The sequence below is a fragment of the Shewanella sp. YQ_9 genome, from assembly GCF_043103185.1.
In the GTDB taxonomy this organism is placed as follows: Bacteria; Pseudomonadota; Gammaproteobacteria; order Enterobacterales; family Shewanellaceae; genus Shewanella; species Shewanella algae.
In genome coordinates this window covers 87,932-110,931 of sequence record NZ_JBICJO010000077.1, presented here as the reverse complement: position 1 = coordinate 110,931, position 23,000 = coordinate 87,932, and the positions used below count along the sequence as shown (strand labels likewise).

The 23,000-nt window shown below is 53.4% G+C and carries 19 protein-coding genes; 14 read left to right on the top strand and 5 right to left on the bottom strand.

The window, feature by feature from the left end; translation table 11 throughout:
• Positions 1–291: 291 nt before the first annotated feature.
• The 4 genes from ACF8D4_RS22120 to barA form a co-directional block, all read right to left on the bottom strand.
• Positions 292–870, bottom strand: a complete 579-nt coding sequence (locus tag ACF8D4_RS22120) for a DNA methyltransferase (RefSeq protein WP_208190747.1) — start codon at positions 868–870, stop codon at positions 292–294.
• Positions 871–1,109: 239 nt separating this feature from the next.
• Entirely contained in the window at positions 1,110–1,484 is a 375-nt protein-coding gene (locus ACF8D4_RS22115; protein ID WP_107005307.1) for a DUF3319 domain-containing protein, read from the bottom strand.
• Position 1,485: 1 nt separating this feature from the next.
• Positions 1,486–2,085, bottom strand: a complete 600-nt coding sequence (locus tag ACF8D4_RS22110; RefSeq protein WP_028781512.1) for a YjaG family protein — start codon at positions 2,083–2,085, stop codon at positions 1,486–1,488.
• Positions 2,075–4,858: a two-component sensor histidine kinase BarA gene (gene barA, locus ACF8D4_RS22105; RefSeq protein ID WP_144220731.1), complete on the bottom strand. Its 2,784-nt coding sequence runs from the start codon at positions 4,856–4,858 to the stop codon at positions 2,075–2,077. Before barA ends, ACF8D4_RS22110 begins: the two co-directional genes overlap by 11 nt.
• Before the next feature lie 99 nt (positions 4,859–4,957).
• Here barA and rlmD point away from each other — a divergent pair, with 99 nt between their 5' ends.
• From rlmD to rpoS, 13 genes are all read left to right on the top strand, one after another.
• Positions 4,958–6,295, top strand: a complete 1,338-nt coding sequence (rlmD, locus tag ACF8D4_RS22100) for a 23S rRNA (uracil(1939)-C(5))-methyltransferase RlmD (protein WP_392466267.1) — start codon at positions 4,958–4,960, stop codon at positions 6,293–6,295.
• A 126-nt stretch (positions 6,296–6,421) separates the two neighbouring features.
• Positions 6,422–8,632 carry a GTP diphosphokinase gene (gene relA, locus ACF8D4_RS22095; protein ID WP_044734857.1) on the top strand — a complete coding sequence of 737 codons (2,211 nt, stop codon included), beginning with the start codon at positions 6,422–6,424 and terminating at the stop codon, positions 8,630–8,632.
• A 122-nt stretch (positions 8,633–8,754) separates the two neighbouring features.
• Positions 8,755–9,564 (top strand): nucleoside triphosphate pyrophosphohydrolase, encoded by an 810-nt coding sequence (gene mazG / locus ACF8D4_RS22090; protein ID WP_392466269.1) that lies wholly within the window; start codon positions 8,755–8,757, stop codon positions 9,562–9,564.
• Positions 9,565–9,721: 157 nt separating this feature from the next.
• A complete protein-coding gene (locus ACF8D4_RS22085) occupies positions 9,722–11,359 on the top strand; it encodes a CTP synthase (protein WP_028781516.1) in 1,638 nt (545 codons plus the stop codon).
• 148 nt (positions 11,360–11,507) lie between these two features.
• Positions 11,508–12,803: a phosphopyruvate hydratase gene (gene eno / locus ACF8D4_RS22080; RefSeq protein WP_025011657.1), complete on the top strand. Its 1,296-nt coding sequence runs from the start codon at positions 11,508–11,510 to the stop codon at positions 12,801–12,803.
• A gap of 99 nt (positions 12,804–12,902) precedes the next feature.
• Complete coding sequence (ftsB, locus tag ACF8D4_RS22075; RefSeq protein WP_025011658.1) at positions 12,903–13,205, top strand: cell division protein FtsB; 303 nt, start codon at positions 12,903–12,905, stop codon at positions 13,203–13,205.
• A gap of 28 nt (positions 13,206–13,233) precedes the next feature.
• Positions 13,234–13,986, top strand: coding sequence for a 2-C-methyl-D-erythritol 4-phosphate cytidylyltransferase (gene ispD, locus ACF8D4_RS22070; RefSeq protein WP_144220733.1), 753 nt, complete (start codon positions 13,234–13,236; stop codon positions 13,984–13,986).
• A 15-nt stretch (positions 13,987–14,001) separates the two neighbouring features.
• Positions 14,002–14,481, top strand: a complete 480-nt coding sequence (gene ispF, locus ACF8D4_RS22065) for a 2-C-methyl-D-erythritol 2,4-cyclodiphosphate synthase (RefSeq protein ID WP_071239239.1) — start codon at positions 14,002–14,004, stop codon at positions 14,479–14,481.
• A 34-nt stretch (positions 14,482–14,515) separates the two neighbouring features.
• Positions 14,516–15,580: a tRNA pseudouridine(13) synthase TruD gene (truD, locus tag ACF8D4_RS22060; RefSeq protein WP_025889137.1), complete on the top strand. Its 1,065-nt coding sequence runs from the start codon at positions 14,516–14,518 to the stop codon at positions 15,578–15,580.
• Positions 15,577–16,323, top strand: coding sequence for a 5'/3'-nucleotidase SurE (gene surE / locus ACF8D4_RS22055; protein WP_044734853.1), 747 nt, complete (start codon positions 15,577–15,579; stop codon positions 16,321–16,323). The genes truD and surE overlap by 4 nt, the downstream gene beginning before the upstream one ends.
• A complete protein-coding gene (locus tag ACF8D4_RS22050) occupies positions 16,320–16,955 on the top strand; it encodes a protein-L-isoaspartate(D-aspartate) O-methyltransferase (protein WP_044734852.1) in 636 nt (211 codons plus the stop codon). The genes surE and ACF8D4_RS22050 overlap by 4 nt, the downstream gene beginning before the upstream one ends.
• A 54-nt stretch (positions 16,956–17,009) precedes the next feature.
• Positions 17,010–17,921: a peptidoglycan DD-metalloendopeptidase family protein gene (locus ACF8D4_RS22045; protein WP_392466281.1), complete on the top strand. Its 912-nt coding sequence runs from the start codon at positions 17,010–17,012 to the stop codon at positions 17,919–17,921.
• Between the two features lie 78 nt (positions 17,922–17,999).
• The gene (gene rpoS, locus ACF8D4_RS22040; protein WP_025889143.1) at positions 18,000–18,956 is read left to right on the top strand and encodes an RNA polymerase sigma factor RpoS; all 957 of its coding nucleotides are present in this window, start codon (positions 18,000–18,002) and stop codon (positions 18,954–18,956) included.
• A gap of 94 nt (positions 18,957–19,050) precedes the next feature.
• Here the strand turns inward: rpoS and mutS are convergent, their stop codons facing one another.
• Positions 19,051–21,609: a DNA mismatch repair protein MutS gene (gene mutS, locus ACF8D4_RS22035; RefSeq protein ID WP_371873728.1), complete on the bottom strand. Its 2,559-nt coding sequence runs from the start codon at positions 21,607–21,609 to the stop codon at positions 19,051–19,053.
• 316 nt (positions 21,610–21,925) lie between these two features.
• Here mutS and recA point away from each other — a divergent pair, with 316 nt between their 5' ends.
• Entirely contained in the window at positions 21,926–22,990 is a 1,065-nt protein-coding gene (recA, locus tag ACF8D4_RS22030; RefSeq protein ID WP_107005311.1) for a recombinase RecA, read from the top strand.
• The last annotated feature ends 10 nt before the right edge of the window (positions 22,991–23,000 follow it).

The following is a 23,000-nucleotide window of genomic DNA, read 5'->3' as shown; positions in this document are numbered from 1 at the left end:
GATTTTAAATTCAATGTCTTTATGGATGGCTACTCGCCCCTCTATAAGCAATTTATCAGAATCATGCTACACAAACGAGCACTAATAATTGAAAATTTGATGCTGGTGTTTTGTTGGTCGTGGGAAGTGGCAGTGATTCATCGATTGATTCAGTAAAATTAACTAGGATACTATTTATAGTTTAGAAATGGTGTATGTGAGTTAGGTCAACCAGTCTGTTTTTATTACGTTGTGGTTTTGAATTGGCAGGTTGATTTTAGATTCATTTAACCGTTCGTTATTACTCGTAACCTATGTCATTCTCGTCCCTACTTGTTCAAACATATCTTTATCCAACTCAATACCGATAAAGTGCCGACCCAGAGCCTTGCAGGCTTTTCCGGTAGAGCCTGAACCCATGAAACAATCCAAGACAACGTCTCCTGGGCGACTGCTGGCGTTAATGATGTGCTCGAGCATGGCTGCGGGTTTTTCACAGGGGTGCTTGCCTGGGTAGTAGGGCACAGCCGGGTAGTGCCAAACATCGGTAAACGGCACGTCCTTGGATACCGTGAATGGCCGGCGTAAGTGCTGGTACTGTGCTTTCAAGTCATCAAACTCTTGTGCCAGACCTTGGTATTGTCGCTGCAGCGCCACGAACTCAGTTTCCAGCGTATCATAGTCCCGTTCCAGCGCCTTTTGGGTAAACAAGGCCTGCAGCTTTTGATACTGCTCTGCATTGGGTAATTGCCACTGCGAAGCGGTAAACCAATGGCTGGCCATCTGGGTTCCTGTGGCTTGATTAATCTCTTTGTTGCTGACGGCGGTGCGGGCTTTTTCTTCTTTAAAGTAGTTAATCAAGGGGCAAACACATGCTGACGCACTTTTCATAGTCGCCACAGCTGCCTTTGGCAAAACCTTCAGCACCCTAGTGCTCGCACATAATGATCCGCTCAGTTGCTCGGTGGTTGATTGTAGCCCGGGGTTGAGTGTGTGTTGATGTGACCAGGTCGCCACGAACGTATGACCAGAGTAGGGATCCGTGCAGGTGCAGTACATCTTGGCATAATATGGGATCGCATCCTTGGTGCTTTGGATAATAGCGTGACGGACGATTTTCCCCGTCTTTGCTATGACTTACGGCCTTTGGGTGAAGTGTTTTTTCGCTGTGAGCCTTTAATGGCGCTTTTTCCCCCTACGCCGCCTTTTCCCGCCTTTCTCTCTTTGGTTTTTCCTTCAGTGGCTTTTCCCTCAGTCGCTTTGCGGGAAGCCGTTTGAGCCTTTTGGCTCCGGGTCTGCAGTGGTTTATTGGCGGCTGTTTCGGTGTCTGTTGCGTCAGCAATTTTCGGCTGTGGCAATATCCCCAACTCTTCAAAGAAATTGATCTGCCTTCTCAGCTCAAATAAAGAGCCGGTACGGCTGGTCTGGCCTATGGTCAGGGTCCAGCTGTCTGTGAGGCCGTCGGTATTGCTGAGGATATAGCCACGATAAACAAGCTTACGCATCTTATTGAGCGCTGATCCCTATGTTGGATACGCCGCTCATGACGATTTCCTTGCGCAGTGCTTTGACAAACTCCGCCGTTATCTGCGGGTTTTCCTCGATTATTTCCAGCAAGGATCCCTGCAATTCGCGCTCTTCCTGCATCACTTCGTGGTTGAATACAAACTCGTCCAATGCTTCACCATCCAATTCGGGATCGGCTATGGCTTCGATATAGTGGGCCACGGTACCGGATGACAGCTTGGAGATATTGGTGATGTCGTCTTCCACCTTGCTTTCCAGTGCGCCCAGCAGTGAACTGAGTGCCACTGCGGCATCCATCGCCGGGTAGACTCCATAGGCGTCGAATTGGGTCGGCTCCGGGGTGTTTTCTTCCAGTTTTGCCATCTGCAGCTCAAGGTTCAGCTTGAGTTTGCGGTCATATAAAGACTGCCACAACAGGTTGAGTACCGTATCCAATACCTGGGGATCGCCGAATTCACACACCTCGGAAAACAGTTGGTAGTTGGGGTACATACGCTGGCACAGCGCCACGGCAAAGAGTTTCTTTTGTGGCAGTTCCAGCGCCTTTAGGCGTTTAAAGAAGCCCGGTTTAGTTGTCATCGGTTAAATCCATCGAAAGTTGGGATATCACTTGTTTTGCCGCAGATTCTACCTTAGTTAACTCATCAAGTAACTCCAGTATTTCCGGCTCCAGCTCGGCAATGCTGCTGCCTTGCTTGAGACCGCCTTCCACGGTTTGACAGAGTTTTTGCAACGTCGGTACGCCGCAGTAGCAACAGGCACCGTGCAGTTTGTGGACACAGGCCTGCATTTTGGCGGCGTCATCCTGCTCCAGCGATTCCTGAATGTTGCTGGTGGTGTCCGGCATGGAGTCAATTAGCATTCTGAGCATATCCAGCGCCAGATCCTGTTTCTGATTGGCCTGGGTCAGACACAGCTCCCAGTTGAGGGTGTGCTGGTCAAAATGGGTAAACTTGGGCCGGGTAATCCAGCGGCTGATCACTCCTTTCAGTGCAGCTTCATCTATGGGCTTGGGCAGGTAGCCATCCATGCCGCTATTGAGGATCCGCTCGCGCTCCTCATTGATGGCGTGGGCGGTTACCGCAATGATGGGGGTATTGCGGTTCAACGAGTCCTGACGAATGAGCCGGGTGGCGGTAATGCCATCGGTTCCCGGCATCTGGATATCCATAAAAATCAAATCAAAGCTACGCTGTTTGGCCAGATTCACCGCCTGCTCGCCATTACTGGCGGTGGTCACCCCTGTAACCAATTCATCGAGCAGGGTGTCAATCAGCTTGAGGTTGGCCGGGTTGTCATCCACCGCCAGCACATTGAGTTTGTGGCGCTGCTGCGGCTCAATCAGCTTGGGCAGGGCAGGCTTGAGTTCAGATTCCTGTGGCAGATAAATCATGTTGCGTGCCATCAGATATTCGCTGGCAGGAATGCTCAGAACAAGGTCTACCACAGGGCGAATATAGCGCTCCAGTGCCTCTTGATCATGGCAGTCGAACAGCGCAATAAGGGCCTCGGTCACTTGTCTGGCACTCTTGAGCACTGCCTGCAACTGAGTCGGGCCATCGAAACCGTGACAGCCGAGCAGCACATAGTGGAAATGCGCCTTGTCTTGAGCAAGTTCGGCTTCCAATTGCGGCACAGTGTGAACACTGTTGACCTGCATCTGCCATTGTTGCAGGCGGCGGTTGAGCACCGAGCGGGTCAAGGGCCTGGGTTCAAACAACAATACCGTCTTGCCTCTGAGCTGCTCCAGTGGCAGCGGCTCACCTATTGGGAACTGGCTGGTCATCAGTGGCAGGGTAAACCAGAAGGTGGAGCCTTTACCCACCCGGGAGCTAAAGCCTATCTGGCCGCCCATCTGGTTAATGAGGCGTTTGGTGATCACCAGCCCAAGGCCGGTACCGCCGAAGCGGCGTGAGATAGATGAATCGGCCTGGCCGAACGCCTGGAACAGCAACTCCTGCTGGCTTTCTTCAATGCCAATACCCGTATCTGACACCTCACAGTGCAGCAGCAACTTGTCTTCCTTGATGTTGCTGATATCCACCTTCAACAGCACGCTGCCCTGATCGGTAAACTTGATGGCATTGCCCACCAGATTGGTGATGATCTGACCCACCCGCATGGCATCGCCGCTGACGGCATCCGGCACTTCCGGCGCTACATCCACCACAAGTTCCAGCCCCTTCTCGTGGGCAGAGCCGGCCAGCAGCATCATGGTGTCATCCAGGGTTTCCCTGAGGGCAAACGGCATGGTTTCCAGCACCATTTTGCCGGCTTCCAACTTGGAGAAGTCGAGGATGTCGTTAATGATACTCAGCAGGTTGGTGGCACTGCGTTCAATGGTGCGAATATATTCCATCTGGCTGGCGTGCAGCGGCGTTTTCAATAGTTGACGGGCAAAACCTATCACGCCATTGAGCGGCGTTCTCAGTTCGTGAGACATGTTGGCCAAAAATTCAGATTTTATTCTGCTGGCTTCCAGTGCCCGTTTCTTGGCCAAGTCCAGTTCAACGTTCTGAATCTCAATCTGCTCCAGGGTTTCCCTGAGATCCGAGGTCGCCTGATCGATATTCTGCTGCATCTCGTCATGGTATTCCGACAAGGAGCCCGCCATGGCGTTAATCCCCCGTTTGAGCAGATCCAGCTCACCGATGAGATTGCCCTCCAGCCGGGTATCCAGCTTGCCCTCGCGGATTTTGGCCACCACCCGCACCATGTCTGTGATTGGCTGAGTCACATTCTTTACCAAACGGAAGGTGAACAGCAGATTCAGCTGCACCCCGATAAGCACTATGATAAAAGCCGCCACCGCGGCTCTGTGCTGTTCCAGCAGCGCCTTTTCCTTGTTGAGCAGCAAAGAGATATAACCCAGAGGTTTCTCATTGAAGCCGGGAGCATCGTCTACCGCCAGCAGACTGCCGGCGGCGAAAATAGGCGCTCTCAGCACCAGACTGTCGCCTACCTGATCGTACTCGGTGCGGGCCAGATCCGAGATGGCACCCTTGTAGCGCATAATCTCAAAGTCTTTGTGATAGTGGGAGGTGACAAACAGTTGATTGTCGGCATCGAAGATGGCGATGGATTTCACCAAGGTCGACTTGTTGAGCTGAGCCGCGGCGAGTAGGCGTTTGGTGGCCTCGCGGTTATTGGCGGCCAGGCCTACCTCACTGGCGATAGCCAGCGGCTCTATGATATTGCTGCCCTGTTCTATGAGCGTATCTTCAAGCTCATAAAAGCGATTTATGGTAAAGTAACTGCCCAGAAGAATACCGACCAAAATGGTAGGAGCCAGGGCCAATACCAGCACCCAGGATCTGAGGCTGTACTTGGTCATGTTATTCGCACTGTTCATGGGCGGTATAGGTATTCCAGATAGTTTGTTTTACGGCTATAGATAGACTGCCAGATATCCCGGCGTCTTTGCCAGTTTTTTATTGTTTCAGGGGCCTAGATGGCACAATTTTTTAGAGAAAAACCAAACAGATCCAAGAAAGTCTCCGCAAAACTGTCACTCACGGCTTCCGGATTGGATCATCAGGGTGCCGGGATCGGTCAATATCAGGGCAAAGTGGTGTTTATTCCCGGCTTGTTGCCCGGTGAGAGCGCCGAGGTGCAGCTCACCGAACAAAAAAAGAACTATGCCAGGGGCAAACTCATCCGCATCACCCAAACATCGCCGGAGCGGGTTGAACCCCAATGCCCCCATTATGCGCTTTGCGGCGGCTGCGATCTGCAACACTTGTCAGATTTGAGCCAGCGGCGGCACAAGCGCCGGGCCCTGGCCGAGTTGTTTGCCAAACTCTCTGGCCTATCCGAGCTGCCGGAGATAGGCGAGCTGGCTTCCGCCCCTTGGCATTATAGACGCAAGGCCAGACTGGCGACCTGGTATGACAAACAAAGTCGCGAATTCACCCTGGGGTTCAGGGCCAAGTCCAGCAGCAAGGTAGTTGCCATTGGCGAATGTCCTGTATTGGCGGCTTCGTTGTCGGAACTGATAAAGCCGTTGGCAGCGCAACTGGCTCACCTGCAGGGCGTGGCTCAGCTTGGTCATGTGGAGCTGATTGAAACCGAAGCCGGTCGTTTTGTGGTGCTGAGAATTACCCGGCCACTGGTGAATAAAGACAAGGAAAAGCTCAAGGCTTTTGCCGGGCAGCAAGGATTACAGTTGGTGCTGCAGGACAATCAGGGCGAGTGTGAGTACCTTACGGGCAATCAGCCAAGCTACCGCTTGTCCGGCGCCGAAGGCGATGAGCTGACGCTTAAGTTTAATCCGGGGAATTTTATTCAGGTCAATGGTGAAGTAAACCGCGCCATGGTGGCCAAGGCCATAGATTGGCTGCAACCCAAGGCCGGCGAGCACATATTGGACCTCTTCTGCGGCATGGGTAACTTCAGCCTACCGCTGGCGGCCAGCGGCGCTAGGGTCACAGGTGTCGAGGGCGTGCCCGCCATGGTTGAGCAGGCCAGACAAAATGCCAAACAGGCCGGGCTTGAAGGGTTGCAGTTCTTTTGCGCCGATCTCAGCGCCGACCTCTCGACCGAGCCCTGGCTTGGCAAGGTGGATAAACTGCTGCTGGATCCCGCCCGGGCCGGTGCCTATGAGACGCTTTCTTATCTGAAAAACATCGCGCCCGAGCGAGTGGTGTATGTCTCCTGCAACCCGGCGAGCCTGGCGCGGGACAGCGTCTTGTTGCTCGAGCAAGGTTATCGCCTGGAGCGCCTCAGTGTGTTGGACATGTTTCCCCAGACCCATCACACCGAAGCCATGGCCTTGTTTGTGCGGAATTGATGCTTTTATTGTCTATCGAGTCAATTTTATCAATAAAGGTACTCACGGGGGTTTGACATCCCATCGGGTATGCTCAAGATAGGGAGTCTTGTTGAGTCTGTTAATCGGACACTAAAGGAAGGTGAGATGGTATCTGTTCGCGAAGCACACTTTAAGGATCCTGATTTCAATCTGGATGAGTGGGTTAATCGTTATGTGGCCGACTCCGCCGATGCCGGGCGTTTGTTGGAGCTGATAGCCAAGGTGGAAGCACTGCCTATGGGTAAGTGCAAGCGTCCCAAAGCCGAGCTGCAGGCCAAGGCGCGGGAGATGATAGAGATCCTCGCGCCGCTCAACATGGATATCGAAACTCTGCAGGCTGCCATCTTATTTGTGTTTTTCGAGGTGGGCATAGTCGATGAAGCCAAGCTCACCGAAGACTTTGGCCCCGAGTTGGCAACCTTGGTCAACAGCGTCAAGACCATGGATGCCATAGGTGCACTCAAGGTGGGCAATGACAGCCGCAGCAGCGAACCGCAAATCGACAATATCCGTAAGATGTTGCTGGCCATGGTGGAAGATGTACGCGCCGTGGTGATCAAACTGGCCGAGCGGGTATGCCTGCTGCGGGCCGTGAAAAACGACGATGAAGAAACCCGGGTATTGTTGGCCCGGGAAATTGCCGACATCTACGCGCCGCTGGCCAACCGTTTGGGCATAGGTCAGCTCAAGTGGGAGCTGGAGGATATCTCGTTTCGTTATCTGCATCCCGAGACCTACAAAGAGATTGCCAAGCAGCTGGACGGCAAGCGCCTGGACCGTGAAGTCTTTATCGACAACTTTGTCAATCAGTTGCAAACGCGGCTGGATGAAGAAGGCATTCGTGCCAAGGTCTATGGCCGCCCCAAACATATCTACTCCATCTGGCGCAAGATGCGCGGCAAGCAGCTTAAATTTGACGAGCTGTTTGACGTGCGTGCAGTGCGAATCGTCACCGACCGGCTGCAGGACTGCTACGGTGCGCTCGGTGTAGTGCATACCCTTTGGCACCATATTCCCAGAGAGTTTGACGACTATATTGCCAACCCCAAACCCAACGGCTACCAGTCGATTCACACTGTGGTGGTGGGGCCGGAGGGCAAAACGGTCGAAATCCAAATTCGTACCCAGCAGATGCATGAAGATGCCGAGCTCGGGGTGGCGGCTCACTGGAAATATAAAGAGGGCAATCACTCCGGCAAACAGAGTGGCTATGAAGAGAAGATCAACTGGCTGCGCAAGATTTTGCAGTGGCAAGAAGATGTAGTCGAGAGCGGCAACCTGGTGGAGGAGATCCGGGCCCAGGTCTTCGAAGACAGAGTTTATGTGTTTACCCCGTCCGGAGAAGTGGTGGACTTGCCAGCCGGCTCGACCGTATTGGACTTTGCCTACTATATCCACTCCCAGGTGGGCCACAAGTGTATTGGCGCCAAGGTCGATGGCCGCATAGTGCCGTTCACCTACCAGGTGGAAACCGGTGAGCGCATCGAGATCATCACCTCCAAGCATCCCAATCCGAAGCGGGATTGGCTTAACCCCAACCTGGGTTATATCAAGACCTCCAGAGCCCGCAGCAAGATCCAACACTGGTTCAAGCAGCAGGACAGGGACAAGAACCTGGTGGCCGGACGCGAGATGCTGGAAGCCGAACTGGCGCGGGTGGGGCTGACACTCAAGGATGTCGGCAGCGCAATTGAGCGCTTCAACATGACCAACATGGATGACCTGTTGGCGGCCATAGGTGGCGGCGATGTGCGCCTCAACCAAGTGGTTAATCATGTACAGAGCCGACTCAGAACTCAGGAGCCTTCTGACGAAGAAGCGGTGGAAGAGCTGGTCAAGAAAGGTCAGCAGAAACCCATAGGCGCCAATCGCGGCCAGATTGAGGTCAATGGTGTCGGTAATCTGATGAGCCATCTGGCGCGCTGCTGTCAGCCGGTGCCCGGTGATGAAATTTTCGGTTTTATTACCAAGGGACGCGGTATTTCGGTGCACAGAGCCGATTGTGAGCAGGTTAAGGAACTGATGCGTGCCCATCCCGAGCGGGTAGTGGATGTGGTCTGGGGCGAAAACTACTCCGGCGGCTACAAAATCCGTATTCGAGTGGTGGCCAATGACAGAACCGGTCTGCTGCGGGATCTCACCTCTGTGCTGGCGGCGGAAAAGTCCAATGTGCTGGCGATGAGTTCCTCATCGGATCTCAAGAACCAGACTGCGGCCATTGAACTTGAGATGGAGCTTTATAACCTCGACGGTTTATCCCGGGTTATCTCCAAGCTGACCCAGATAGACGGGGTAATAGAAGCCCGTAGGCTCTGATGCCGGATTGGTATGCGAGTGACACGAAAAACAGGACGCATAGGTTGCGTCCTGCTGTTTTTTAAGACTTATCAAAGAGTCGTTGGATTGGTAAGCGTATTAGCAACAAAGGAGTAGCGGCGGTGGCGGCAGATATCAATGCATTGCTTGAGATTATGGCAAAGCTCAGGGACCCTGAGCTGGGTTGCCCCTGGGACAGGGCGCAGGATTTTGACTCCATAGTGCCCTACACCCTGGAAGAAGCCTATGAAGTGGCCGACGCCATAGAGAGCCGCGACTGGCAGGAGTTACCTTCTGAGCTTGGCGATTTGCTGTTTCAGGTGGTGTTCTATTGTCAGCTTGGCAAGGAAAAGGGCTGGTTTGATTTCGCCACTGTGCTTGAGCGGATATGTAATAAGCTTATCAATCGTCATCCCCATGTGTTTGCCGCCGATACCGACTTGAGTTTTGACTCGGCACCGGATGCCAAGAACAACTGGGAACGTATCAAGGCGGCCGAGCGCGCCGGGCGCGAGCTGCACTCAGTGCTGGACGATATTCCCAAGGCGCTGCCGGCGTTGGCGCGGGCGGGTAAGATCCAAAAGCGGGTCGCCCGGGTAGGGTTTGATTGGCCTGAGTTTGAGCCCGTGGTCGACAAGGTACACGAAGAGATTGAAGAAGTGTTGCACGAAGCGCGTCAAGCCACGCCGGATAAGGCCAGGGTTGAGGACGAAGTGGGCGACTTGCTGTTTGCTGCGGTGAATCTGGCGCGCCACTTGGGGGTGGACCCCGAGCAGGCCCTCAGAGGGGCCAACAACAAGTTTGAGCGGCGTTTTCGCGCCGTCGAGCAAAAAGCCAATGCCAGCGGCAAGCCGTTTGAAGAACATGATCTGCAGGCACTGGATGCTTATTGGGATCAGGTCAAGCGTGAAGAGCGCGGTGAAATCCAGTAGAAGGCGAAGCCTGGATTAAAATTGCGCGAATGAGATCAGAGCGTAAAAATTATCGTCATTCCTGTTTGGTAAATGGCAGGGGCTTTGATATACTGTCGCCCCGTCCTGGTGCTTTCATTCGAGCACCTATTTATCATTCTTTTTTCTCAGGTTCAGCATGACTACAAGGTATATCTTCGTTACTGGTGGCGTTGTTTCATCACTAGGTAAAGGCATTGCAGCAGCATCGCTCGCGGCAATTTTAGAGGCCAGAGGCCTGAATGTAACCATCATGAAGCTGGATCCTTACATCAACGTTGATCCGGGAACCATGAGCCCAACCCAACACGGGGAAGTATTTGTCACTGAGGACGGCGCAGAGACAGATCTGGACTTGGGCCACTATGAGCGTTTCATCCGTACCAAGATGAACCGCCGCAACAACTTCACTACAGGTCGTATCTACGAGGAAGTGCTGCGCAAGGAGCGTCGTGGTGACTACCTGGGTGCCACTATTCAGGTTATTCCGCACATCACCAATGCCATCAAGGAAAAAGTCCTCGAAGGCGGTGAAGGCCATGATGTCGCCATCGTTGAAATCGGTGGTACTGTGGGTGATATCGAATCTCTGCCTTTCCTCGAGTCTATCCGTCAGTTGGGTGTTGAACTGGGCCGCGATCGCAGCCTGTTTATGCATCTGACTCTGGTGCCTTTTATCGGCCCGGCTCAGGAAGTGAAAACCAAGCCGACTCAGCATTCAGTTAAAGAGCTGCGTTCTATCGGTATTGCGCCGGATATTCTGGTTTGCCGTGGCGACCGCGCTATTCCAGCCACAGAGAGAGCCAAAATCTCCCTGTTCTGTAATGTTGAAGAGCGGGCGGTTATCTCCCTCAAAGACGTGGATTCCATCTACAAGATCCCGGCGCTGCTGCGCTCACAAGGGCTGGATGAGCTGGTAGTCAAGCGCTTTGGCCTGAGCTGCCCTGAAGCCGACCTGTCCGAATGGGAAAACGTGGTTTATCAGGAAGCCAATCCAAACAATGAAGTGACCATAGGTATGGTCGGCAAGTACATCGAACTGCCGGATGCCTACAAGTCAGTCAACGAAGCGTTGAAGCATGCCGGCCTCAAAAACCGGGTTTCGGTGAACATCAAGTATATCGACTCCCAGACTGTTGAAGTCAAAGGCGTTGAAGTGCTGGAAGGTCTGGATGGCATTCTGGTTCCCGGCGGCTTTGGTGAGCGTGGTGTTGAAGGTAAGATCCTTGCCGCTCAATACGCCCGTGAGAACGAACTGCCATACTTTGGTATCTGTTTGGGTATGCAGGTTGCCTTGATTGAATTCGCCCGTCATGTCGCCGGCATGGAAGGTGCCCACTCTACCGAGTTCAACAAGGAAACCCCGTTCCCTGTTGTGGGCCTGATCACCGAATGGATCGATGAAGAAGGCAATCTGGAGCAGCGTGACGAGGCCTCAGATCTTGGCGGTACCATGCGTCTTGGCGCTCAGCTGTGCCATCTAATTGAAGGCACCAAGGCCGCTGCGGCTTATAAGAGCAACACTTGTATCGAGCGTCACCGCCATCGTTACGAAGTGAACAACGCCTTCCGTGAGCGTCTGGAAAAAGCCGGCTTGGTATTCAGTGGCTTGTCTTCGGATCGCAAGCTGGTAGAGATGATCGAGATACCTGGTCACCCTTGGTTTGTTGCCGGTCAGTTCCATCCGGAATTCACCTCCACACCTCGCGACGGTCACCCTCTGTTTGAAGGTTTTGTCGCCGCCGCCAGTACTTACCAAAAGCGTAATCTGGGTTAAACTAGAAGAGCCGGACTGCTATGGCAGCTCCGGCTTTTTCATCCCCGGCCGGGCCGGGAAGTGTGAAGTGAAAGTCCAATACCCATATGAGAGACGCTGAACGCTCAGATGGGTATGGGTTTTTTCTTTAACTTTAATCGAGGACATTATGGCTAAGATCATTAACGTCATTGGACGCGAAATCATGGATTCTCGCGGTAACCCCACTGTAGAAGCTGAAGTGCATCTGGAAGGTGGTTTCATCGGTATGGCAGCAGCTCCATCAGGTGCTTCTACCGGTAGCCGTGAAGCGCTGGAACTGCGTGATGGCGACAAGGCCCGCTATCTGGGTAAAGGCGTGCTAAAGGCTGTTGACAATGTCAACGGTCCTATCCGTGAAGCCCTGCTGGGTAAAGATGCCACGGCTCAAGCCGAGCTGGATGGCATCATGATCGCGCTGGACGGCACCGAAAACAAAGACAAGCTGGGCGCCAACGCCATTCTGGCTGTGTCTTTGGCTGCTGCCAAGGCCGCTGCTGCCTTCAAAGGTATGCCGCTTTACGCTCACATCGCCGAACTGAACGGGACTCCTGGCCAGTACAGCATGCCGGTTCCTATGATGAACATCTTGAACGGTGGTGAGCATGCCGACAACAACGTCGACATTCAGGAATTCATGGTACAGCCAGTCGGTGCCAAGAGTTTCCGTGAAGCCCTGCGTATGGGCGCTGAAATCTTCCACAACCTGAAGAAGGTGCTCAAGTCCAAGGGCCTGAACACTGCCGTGGGTGACGAAGGCGGTTTTGCGCCTAACCTGTCATCCAACGCCGATGCCCTGGCTGTTATCAAAGAAGCCGTTGAAGCTGCTGGCTACAAACTGGGTACAGATGTGACTCTGGCGCTGGATTGTGCGGCTTCCGAGTTCTACAAAGACGGTAAGTATGACCTGGCCGGTGAAGGCAAGGTATTCGATTCCAATGGTTTCTCTGACTTCCTCAAGTCGCTGACCGAGCAGTATCCTATCGTTTCTATCGAAGATGGCCTGGATGAGTCTGATTGGGATGGCTGGGCTTACCAGACCAAGATCCTTGGTGACAAGATCCAGCTGGTGGGTGATGACCTGTTCGTGACCAACACCAAGATCCTGTCTCGCGGTATCGAGCAGGGCGTTGCCAACTCGATTCTGATCAAGTTCAACCAGATAGGTTCTCTGACCGAGACTCTGGCCGCTATCCGTATGGCCAAGGAAGCCGGTTATACCGCCGTTATCTCTCACCGCTCAGGTGAAACTGAAGATGCGACCATTGCCGACTTGGCAGTAGGTACCGCAGCCGGCCAGATCAAGACCGGCTCTCTGTGCCGCTCTGACCGTGTTGCCAAGTACAACCAGCTGCTGCGTATTGAAGAGCAACTGGGCGCCAAGGCAGCCTACCGCGGCCTGAGTGAGATCAAAGGTCAGGCGTAATTTTCGCCCCCAGCTACAAAAGGCCGCCACTTGGTGGCCTTTTTTGTTGTACTATCAACACTAATCGTATTTTTTAGGGCATGAGCTGAATTTATCACCATGAAACGACTGCTTTTTGTCATCGCCTTGTTGCTGGGGCTACTGCAATATCGTCTTTGGCTGGGAGAAAACAGTCTGCCGGAGTACTTCCATCTTGAGCAGCAGATAGCGGCTCAAAATGACAGCAATGCCAGGCTCGAAGAACGTAACCAGGTACTGAAAGAGGAGATCCGCGATCTGCGCAGCGGTACCGAAGCCCTGGAAGAGCGTGCCCGCAATGAGCTGGGGTTAATCAAGAAGGGTGAAACCTTTTATCGGGTTGTTGGTGGTGAGCAGCGTTCCATGTCTTTGGCCAGTCAGTAACGGCCCAATTTCAACATAACGGATATCCATGAGCGAATCTATTTCCTCCCGGACTACAGCGGCCGGGATCCCCAGTGATGAACCAGTGATTGCCATAGTACCGGCAGCGGGAATAGGCAGTCGCATGGGCGCCGACTGTCCCAAGCAGTATCTGCCACTTGCCGGCTCCTGCATTTTGGAGCAAACCCTCAAGGGGTTGCTGAGTCACAATGGCATCTCAAGGGTGATAGTGGCGCTGAACCCGGAAGATAGCTTCTTTGGCAAACTGGCGGTGGCCAGTCATCCCAAGTTGGAGACAGTCACCGGCGGCAAAGAGCGGGCCGATTCTGTGCTGGCGGCGCTTGAGAGCCTGGTAGCCGACAAGCCATTGCCTGCCAATACCTGGGCCCTGGTACACGATGCCGCCAGACCCTGCCTGACCCATGGCGATATTGATAAGCTGCTTGCTTCACGAAAACAACATCCTCAGGGGGCGATACTGGCTGCGCCGGTGCGCGATACCATGAAACGCAGCGGCGTTGATGGCTGCATCAGTGAAACGGTTGCCAGAGAAGCACTCTGGCATGCGCTAACGCCGCAGCTGTTTCCACTGCTCACTTTGACCGATGCGCTGAAAGCGGCGCTGGCCGCCGGTGTGCTGGTGACAGATGAAGCCTCGGCGATGGAGTGGCGCGGAGTACACCCGGCACTTATCAGCGGCCGCAGTGACAATATCAAGGTAACCCATCCGGACGACTTGCCGCTGGCAGCGCTTTATCTGGCGCATCAGCGGGGCAACTGAATACAGGAACAAGCAATGAATATACGTATTGGACACGGTTTTGATGTACATAAATTCGGTGGTGAGCCGCCCTTGGTCCTCGGTGGGGTGAAAGTGCCGTACCACACAGGCCTGTTGGCGCACTCGGATGGTGATGTGGTATTGCACGCGATTTCAGATGCGATACTCGGCGCCATGGCACTTGGTGACATAGGTAAACACTTTCCCGATACAGATGCCGAATTCAAGGGAGCCGACAGCCGGGTGCTGCTGCGTCATTGTTACCGCCTGGCACTGGACAAAGGCTTTCGTCTCGGCAACCTGGATGTGACCATTATTGCCCAGGCGCCCAAGATGGCGCCGCATATTGAAGCCATTCGACAGATGTTGGCCGAAGATCTGCACACAGATCTCGATTCCATCAACGTCAAGGCGACCACGACAGAAAAACTCGGCTTTACCGGCCGCAGTGAAGGCATTGCGGTAGAAGCCGTGGTGCTGATGTTCGGTATGTAATACCGACTCATTTACAGGAAAAGATTCAAATAAGATGAATTCATTACACTTTCTCTATGGCAAGCCTCTCTCCAAAGGCGATATGCGCACCAGCAACAGCGATTTTCAGGTGCAGGAAATACTGCCTTTTCTGCCCTCGGGCGAGGGTGAGCACCATCTGCTGCATATTCGTAAAGATGGCCTGAATACGGTTCAGGTGGCCGAGATGCTGGCCAAATTGGCCAAGGTGCATCCCAAAGAGGTGACCTTTGCCGGCCAGAAGGATAAGAATGCCATCACAGAGCAGTGGTTCGGCGTACGAATTCCGGGTAAAGAAACACCGGATTGGCTGAGTCTCAACAGTGAGTCCATCACGGTATTGAGTGCGGCGCGTCATAACAAGAAGCTGCGCATTGGTGCGCTTTCCGGTAACCGTTTCAAGCTGGTTCTGCGCCAGATAACTCAGCCGGAAGATGTATTGCAGCGGCTGGAGTCGATTGCCGAGGGGGGCGTACCCAACTATTTCGGTGAACAGCGCTTTGGCCACAACGGCCGCAACATAGAAATGGCGCGGCAGATGCTGCAGGGGCGCAAGGTGAAAGACAGAAACAAGCGCTCCATCTACCTGTCGGCGCTGCGCTCATTATTGTTTAATCAACTGGTATCTCAGCGCCTGGCGACCCATGGGCTTGAGTGTCTGGACGGTGATTGTGTCATGCTGGCCGGCAGCCGCAGCTTCTTTGTTGCCGAGCGCTGGGATGAGGTGTTGCAACAAAGGCTGGCAGAGAAAGATATTTTGCTGTCGGCGCCCATGTGGGGTAGGGGGCAGCCACTCAGCAGTGCCGATGCCTTGGCTTTTGAGGCTCAGGTTCTGGCCGAATACAGCGCTGATTGTGAAGGCCTGGAAAAAGCCGGGCTCGAGCAGGAAAGGCGACCATTGTTGTTGCGTCCCGAAGGGATGAAGTACCAGTTTATCGAGCCGGACACACTGGAGCTGGAGTTCAGCCTTCCTGCGGGCAGCTTTGCAACCTCAGTGCTGCGGGAACTGCTCGACTATGATGATGTGACCGAACGTCTGTGGCGTGAGCGCCAGGCGGCTCAGGAAGGAAACCCTGCATGAAAATCTTGGTCAGCAACGATGATGGGGTAACGGCTCCTGGGATCCGCGCCCTATCGGAAGCCTTGTCAGCCGTTGCCGAAGTGCTCACTGTGGCGCCGGATCGCAACTGCTCCGGTGCCAGTAACTCTTTAACCTTGACGAATCCCTTAAGGATTAATAAGTTAGACAATGGCTACATCTCGGTAAACGGCACGCCAACCGATTGCGTTCATCTGGCGATTCGCGAACTCTATGAAGGCGAACCCGACATGGTGGTCTCGGGGATCAATGCCGGTGCCAATATGGGAGACGATACCCTCTACTCAGGCACAGTGGCGGCGGCGATGGAAGGGCGTTTTCTGGGGTTGCCGGCAGTGGCCGTATCCTTGGTGGGCCGTGAGCTTACGCATTATGACAGTGCGGCGGCCTATGCGGTGAAGATCATAATGGGGCTTAAGAAGCATCCTATTGCCTCGGATCAGATCCTCAATATCAACGTGCCGGATCTGCCTCTCGATGAAATCAAGGGGATACGGGTTACTCGGCTCGGCGCCCGCCATAAGGCTGAGGGTATGGTCAGAGCCAGAGATCCTCACGGCCGCGAGGTATTTTGGTTGGGGCCACCCGGGATTGAACTGGATGTGGGCGAAGACACAGACTTTTATGCCGTGTCTCAGGGATATGTATCCATCACCCCATTAACTGTAGATTTAACCGCCTATCGGCAGCTCTCACAATTGCAACACTGGATAGAAAAACTATGACCCGGGTAGCCTCCACATCGGCACTGAACTTAACCAGAAAACTGCAGGAAGCAGGGATCCGTCACCCGGGTCTGTTGCAGGTGGTGGCCAAAACCCCCAGAGAGTTGTTTCTTGATGGTGCCTTGGCGCACAAGGCTTATGAAAACACCGCTCTACCCATAGGCTCGGGCCAAACCATATCCCAGCCTTATATTGTGGCGAGAATGACGGAGTTATTGTTGGAGCATAATCCTGCCAAGGTGCTTGAAATAGGTACCGGCTCAGGATATCAGGCGGCGGTACTGGCGCAGTTGGTGCCAGAGCTTTGCACGGTTGAGCGAATCAAAAGCCTGCAAATTCAGGCTCGCCAACGCCTCAAACGCCTGGATCTGCATAATGTGGCCTTCAAATACGGTGATGGCTGGCAAGGTTGGCCCAACAGGGCGCCCTTCGATGCCATCATGGTGACAGCGGCGGCCTCTGATATTCCCACAGCCTTGCTGGAACAGTTGGCAGAGGGGGGCGTACTGGTGATCCCCGTTGGTGATGAGAGCCAACAGTTGCTGAAGATCCGCCGGGAGAGGGGACAGTTTATTTCCCAAGTGGTCGAAGCGGTAAAATTTGTTCCCTTAATCAGTGGCGGTTTGGCCTGATAGTCATTAAAGCATGCAGGAGTATTCTTGAGCCCATTGCATTCCAGCCAGTTTCTGCATAAAAAGGCGTCATTTCTTTGTCGCCTTGGCTCAGTGCTATTGGTCACTCTGGTTTCTGGATGCAGTTTTCAGGCTCACAGGCCGGCTCCGGTCGAATCCATTTATGGCGTAAAACGGCCGGCGATCGAAAGAGGTTCTATTCGCTCTGACACTTATAAGGTGAAAAAGGGCGATACCCTCTACTCCATCGCTTGGGGGGCCGGTAAAGACTATGCACAAATAGCCAAGTTAAATCAGCTAGATAAGTCTTATACCATCTACCCTGGCCAAGTGCTCATTCTCGATGGTAAAAAAAATGTTAAATCGAATTCACAGCCGAGTTCGAGTAAAAACTCCAAATCCAAACCTCAAAAACCAAAAGATAAGATCTATAAAAAACAGACGGTTAAGCAGAAACAGGCCGTCGCTCAAGCCAAGCAAAATAAGCCGAAAAAAACACTTGATCCCAAACCAAAGTCTGCTTACCCTGTACCCAATGGTAAACAGAATGTTAACCATGTTGTCCACAAGCCGAGTTCGACTCTGCCGGACAAAGTCAGTCGCTGGATATGGCCAGTCAATGGTCGGGTGATTGGCGCCTTCTCTGCCAAAGAGCAGGGAAACAAAGGAATCAAGATAGCCGGCAACCGAGGCGATATTATTAAAGCCACTGCCGATGGTCGGGTAGTCTATGCGGGTAATGCTTTGCGGGGTTATGGAAACCTCGTCATTATCAAGCATAGTGATGACTATCTCAGTGCTTACGCCCACGCCGATAAGATCTTGGTCAAGGAAAAGCAGCATGTGTCCGCCGGGCAAACTGTTGCGAAGATGGGAAGTACAGGCACCAACCAGGTCATGCTGCACTTTGAGATCCGCTACCATGGTCAGTCTGTTAATCCACTTAATTATTTACCCAAACGCTGATTGTTTGGGAGCCAAAGTTGGCATATGGAGGATAAAAAGCGATGTAAATTAGTTTGTTAAGGTTTGGGAGAGAATATTATGAGCCGCAAAAATGCTAGCGCACCCGTGGAAGAGCTTGTAGATTTATCCGTAAACGACACGGAAGTGGCGTCGAAGAAGGAAGAAGCTCTGGCCGAAATGGTTCAGGATGACCTGCAAAAGAACTTAGACGCGACCCAACTTTATCTGAGTGAAATCGGATTTTCCCCCTTGTTGAGTGCAGAAGAAGAAGTCTTTTTCTCGCGCAAGGCCCTCAAAGGTTGTGAAAAATCACGCAACCGCATGATCGAAAGTAATTTACGCCTCGTGGTTAAAATAGCCCGCCGTTACAACAACCGCGGCTTGGCACTCTTGGATCTGATTGAAGAAGGCAATCTTGGTCTGATCCGTGCCGTAGAGAAGTTCGACCCCGAGCGCGGATTCCGTTTCTCCACTTATGCCACCTGGTGGATCCGCCAGACCATAGAGCGAGCCATAATGAATCAGACCCGCACCATACGTCTGCCTATTCATGTGGTGAAAGAGCTCAATGTGTATCTGCGTACAGCCCGGGAGTTGGCTCATAAGCTGGATCACGAACCCACAGCCGAAGAGATAGCCGAAAAGCTGGAACTGCCGAGCAGTGATGTCAGCAAGATGCTGAAGCTGAATGAGAGAATCACCTCGGTCGACACCCCGATAGGCGGTGACAACGACAAGGCTCTGCTCGATGTATTGGCGGATGATGATGAGATGACGCCGGATGCCCAGGTGCAGGAAGAAGACATTTCCAACTCAGTGGTTAAGTGGCTCAATGAGCTCAATACCAAGCAAAGAGAAGTGCTTGCCAGACGCTTTGGCCTACTGGGATATGAACCTTCTACTCTGGAAGATGTGGGCTCGGAAATTGGCCTGACCCGTGAAAGAGTGCGGCAAATTCAGGTGGAGGCATTGAAACGCCTGCGCGACATACTCTCCTCTCAGGGGTTGTCGGTAGAGGCCCTGTTCAAGGCCTAAAGCAACTTACCATCCTTTGTAATAAAAAGAAGGGACGCATTGCGCCCCTTCTTTCTTGTATTTACAAGCCACAGCGATAGCTGGAGTAGCGGACTTAGTTTGCCAACGCCTTGAGTTTATAGATTAGGTCCAGCGCCTCTCTTGGGCTGAGCTCATCCGGGTTCAGCCTGCCAAGCAGAAGTTCAAGCTCAGATGGCGGCGTTTCCAGTTGCAGTGTGGCCTGCGCCGGGACATGGGGTTCTTGACCGTGATCGCGACTTTCAAGTTGCTGCAGTTTCAATTTGGCGGCCTTGATCACCGAGGCCGGAACACCGGCCAGTGAAGCAACCTGCAAACCATAGCTCTTGCTGGCGGCCCCTTCCTGCACTGCGTGCATAAAGACTATGCTGTCGCCATGCTCCATGGCATCCAGATGTACATTGGCAACCTGGGGCATCAATTCTGCCAACTGAGTTAGCTCGAAGTAATGGGTGGCAAACAGTGTCATGGCGCCGAGTCGCTGAGCCAGATACTCTGCCGCCGACCAGGCAAGTGACAAGCCGTCATAGGTGGAGGTGCCGCGGCCAATCTCATCCATCAGCACCAGACTCTCTGCGGTCGCATTGTGGAGAATATTGGCCGTTTCTGTCATTTCCACCATAAAGGTGGAGCGGCCCGAGGCCAGATCGTCCGAGGCGCCGATACGGGTGAAGATCCTGTCAACGGGCCCCAGAATTGCCTTATCTGCCGGCACAAAGCTGCCGATATGCGCCATCAGGGTGATCAGCGCCACCTGACGCATGTAAGTGGACTTACCGCCCATATTGGGGCCTGTGACCACCAACATTTTACGTTCAGGGCTAAGGGTTACCGGGTTGGCGATAAAGGGAGCCTGGCTGACTCGCTCAACTACTGGGTGACGCCCGGCTTCAATATGTATGCCCGGCTTATCGCTCAACTCAGGTTGGTTGTAGTTGAGGCTGTCGGCCCGCTCGGCAAAGTTGCTCAGTACATCCAACTCGGCCGCTGCCATGGCAAAAGCCTGCAACTCGCTGAGCTTGGGTAGCAGGAGATCGAACAGTTCGTCCCAAAGCTGTTTTTCCAGTGCCAGCGCCTTGCCCTGACTGGAAAGCACTTTCTCTTCATACTCTTTCAGCTCGGGGATGATATAGCGCTCGGTGTTTTTCAATGTCTGGCGTCTTTGATAGCTCAGGGGCACCAGTGCCGATTGTCCACGGGAAACTTCGATATAGTAGCCGTGTACCCGGTTGAAACCGACTTTCAGGGTGGCTATTCCAGTTTGTTCTTTTTCCCTGACTTCCAACTGTTGCAGATAGTCACTGGCGCCTTCACTGAGGCGGCGCCATTCATCCAGTTCGGCATGATAACCATCGCGGATCACGCCGCCATCACGAATGAGTACCGGCGGGTTGTCGACAATCGCCCGCTCCAGCAGCGCGAGTTCTTCTGGGAATTCACTGAGCTGGCGTTTCAAACGGCCAAGCTCGGGGCTTTGGGTGTTTGCCAATAGTTGCTGCAGTTGCGGCAACAGTGCCAGCGCTTGCCGCAGACGGGCAAAGTCTCTCGGGCGGGCGCTTCTCAGAGCCAGGCGTGCCATGATCCGCTCCACATCACCAAGCGCCTTGAGGTCGTCATGTAACGGTTCGAACAGGCCGCTGGCAATCAACTCTGCCACCGCGGTTTGCCGCAGGCCTATCTGTTGATGATCCCTGAGTGGCTGATGGATCCAGCGCTGTAACATCCTGCTGCCCATGGGGGTAGCGGTTGCGTCCAGCACCGAAGCCAAAGTATTGTCCCGGCCACCGGCAAGATTCACAGTCAGTTCCAGATTCCGCCGGGTGGCGGCATCCAACACTATGCTGTCGCTCTGGTTAAAGCGGGTAATGGCATTGATATGGGGCAGGGCGGTGCGCTGGGTATCTTTAACATACTGCATCAGGCAGCCGGCGGCCTGCAGTGACAGCCTGGCGTCTGTTATGCCAAAACCACGCAGATCTTTGGTGCCGAATTGATCCAGCAACAATCGCATGCAGGTATCCAAGTCAAACTCCCACTCGGGACGACGGCGTTTGCCCTTGATGCCGGCAATCAGGCTTTGTTGGGAAAAGTCTTCGCTGTAGAGCAGCTCGGCCGGTTTGGTGCGTTGCAGCTCTGCCTCCAATGATTCAAGGGTGGCCAGCTCGGCAATCACAAAACGGCCGGAGGCCACATCCAAGGTGGCGTAGCCAAAACCGTTCTTGCCTTCGTAGACGGCGGCCAGCAAGTTATCCTGACGTTCTTGCAGCAGCGCTTCATCGGTGAGGGTTCCGGGAGTCACTATGCGCACCACTTTGCGCTCGACCGGCCCTTTGGACGTGGCCGGGTCACCAATCTGCTCACAGATGGCAACCGACTCACCGAGCTGCACCAGCTTGGCGAGATAACCTTCCACCGCATGATAGGGAATACCCGCCATAGGAATAGGATCGCCGCCACTCTTGCCCCTGGCCGTCAGTGAAATACCCAAGAGCTCGGAGGCTTTTTTGGCATCATCGTAAAACAGTTCGTAAAAGTCCCCCATGCGATAAAACAGCAGCATTTCGGCATGCTGCGCCTTCATCGACAGATACTGGCGCATCATCGGGGTGTGTTTTTCCAAATCCGGGTTATCCATAGGCGTGATCACTGCATTCATGGGAGCTTTCAGATGTTTCCTTGACTGTTTTTCCAAGAGCGGTTGCCCTTTCGACAATGGCGCCAATAGTATCAGTTATTCATCACTGAACCAGTCGTGGGCGGGTAAATTTTATGCTTTCGGTCACAAGTGATTGATCCGCAAGCGGCCTTTAAATAAATTATCACCAGCACTTGATACTGTATGATTGTACAGTATACTAGGTGGCAGATTGGTATTGACGCCAAAGCTCTTAAAAGGAGCGGCAACATAGATTTCAGGCGGCGCATTGCGCCGCAATCAAGAGGGAACAGGAATGAAAATAGATCCAAACAAAGAGAAGGCGTTGAACGCAGTTCTGGGACAGATAGAGAAGCAGTTCGGTAAAGGTTCTATCATGAAGCTGGGTGAAGACAGAACCATGGATGTCGAAACCATCTCTACCGGTTCGCTTTCTCTGGACGTGGCTCTAGGGGCCGGCGGTCTGCCAATGGGCCGTATCGTTGAGATCTATGGTCCTGAATCTTCTGGTAAAACAACCCTGACACTGGAAGTGATTGCTGCGGCGCAGCGTGAAGGCAAAGTGTGTGCCTTTATCGATGCCGAACACGCACTGGATCCTATCTACGCCAAGAAGCTGGGCGTGGATATCGATAACCTCCTGTGTTCTCAGCCAGATACAGGTGAACAGGCGCTGGAAATCTGTGATGCGCTGACTCGCAGTGGCGCCGTCGATGTCATCATTGTTGACTCAGTGGCGGCGCTGACGCCCAAGGCTGAAATCGAAGGTGAAATCGGTGATTCCCACATGGGGCTGGCGGCCCGTATGATGAGCCAGGCAATGCGTAAGCTGGCCGGTAACCTCAAGCAGTCTAACACTCTGCTTATCTTCATCAACCAGATCCGGATGAAGATTGGGGTCATGTTCGGTAACCCAGAAACCACCACTGGTGGTAACGCCCTTAAGTTCTACGCTTCCGTTCGTCTCGATATCCGCCGTACAGGTGCTATCAAAGAGGGTGACGAGGTTGTTGGTAACGAAACTCGGGTTAAAGTGGTTAAGAACAAGATTGCCGCCCCCTTCAAACAAGCCGATTTCCAAATTCTCTATGGTCAGGGGATCAACCGTACCGGTGAGTTGGTTGACCTGGGCGTAGCCCACAAGCTGGTGGAAAAATCCGGCGCCTGGTACAGCTACAAAGGTGACAAGATAGGTCAAGGCCGCGCCAATGCCGGTAAGTTCCTCAAGGAAAATCCTGAAGTGGCTGCCGAAATCGAAGCGGCACTGCGCGCCAAACTGCTCAGCAAAGCAGAAACGGCACCTGCCAGCGCCGAGACAGGTGAAGGCAATGTCGATCTGGAAACCGGAGAAGTCTTCTGAGCCAGTCGGT